Genomic DNA, 800 nt, shown 5'->3' with positions numbered 1-800 from the left:
CATCAGGCCTTGATCACATACCCATACGCCCGGGTACGACCGCCTTCCTGCTTCAGGTACACCCCTTGCAACTCCGGCGTGAAACCGGGCAAGCGGTTGATGCCCTCTTCCAGGGCCAGGAAGTACTTCAATACCGCGCCACCCCAGATCTCTCCCGGCACCACGCACAGGACACCCGGCGGATAAGGCAACGCGCCCTCGGCGGCAATGCGCCCGTCGGCCTCCGCCAGCGCCACCAGTTCGACGTTGCCGCGGATGTACTCGATTTGCGCTTGCTGCGGGTTCATGGCCTTTTTCGGGAAGTGCTCCTTGCGGAACATGTCCTTCTGCAGTTGCTGCACGTTGTGATGGCGGTACAGGTCGTGCATTTCCTGGCAGAGCTGGCGGATGGTGTAGTTGCGATAGCGCTCCTGGTGCTGCGCGTAGATGGCCGGCAGCACCCGGCTCATCGGCGCGTCATCGCTGATGAAGCGTTCGAAGCGGGCGATTTGCGCGGCCAGGTGGGTCATCTTCGCCCAGTCTTCGGCCGGCGTGAGCAGGAACAGGATCGAGTTGAGGTCGCATTTTTCCGGAACGATGCCGTTCTCGCGCAGGAAGTTGGCCAGGATGCCGGCGTGTATGCCGAAGTCGGTGTAGCTGCCGTCCACCGGGTCGATGCCCGGCGTGGTGAACAGCAACTTGCACGGGTCGATGAAGTACTGCTTCTCGGCGTAGCCGGCAAAGGCGTGCCAGCGGTCCTTGGGGTGGAACTCGAAGAAGCGGATGTCGTTGGCGATTTCTTCCGTCGGATAGTCTTCCCA

At 62.0% G+C, this 800-nt stretch carries 1 pseudogene; it reads right to left on the bottom strand.

The features are described from left to right. Nucleotides 1-2: 2 nt before the first annotated feature. Nucleotides 3-800: pseudogene (locus ACM6G4_RS18680) on the bottom strand (ornithine decarboxylase); the annotation flags it as partial.

The sequence above is a fragment of the Pseudomonas sp. IT-P258 genome, assembly GCF_949767825.1.
Lineage (GTDB): Bacteria > Pseudomonadota > Gammaproteobacteria > Pseudomonadales > Pseudomonadaceae > Aquipseudomonas > Aquipseudomonas monachiensis.
The sequence above is the reverse complement of the archived record's forward strand: the minus strand, read 5'-3'. Positions and strand labels throughout refer to the sequence as shown.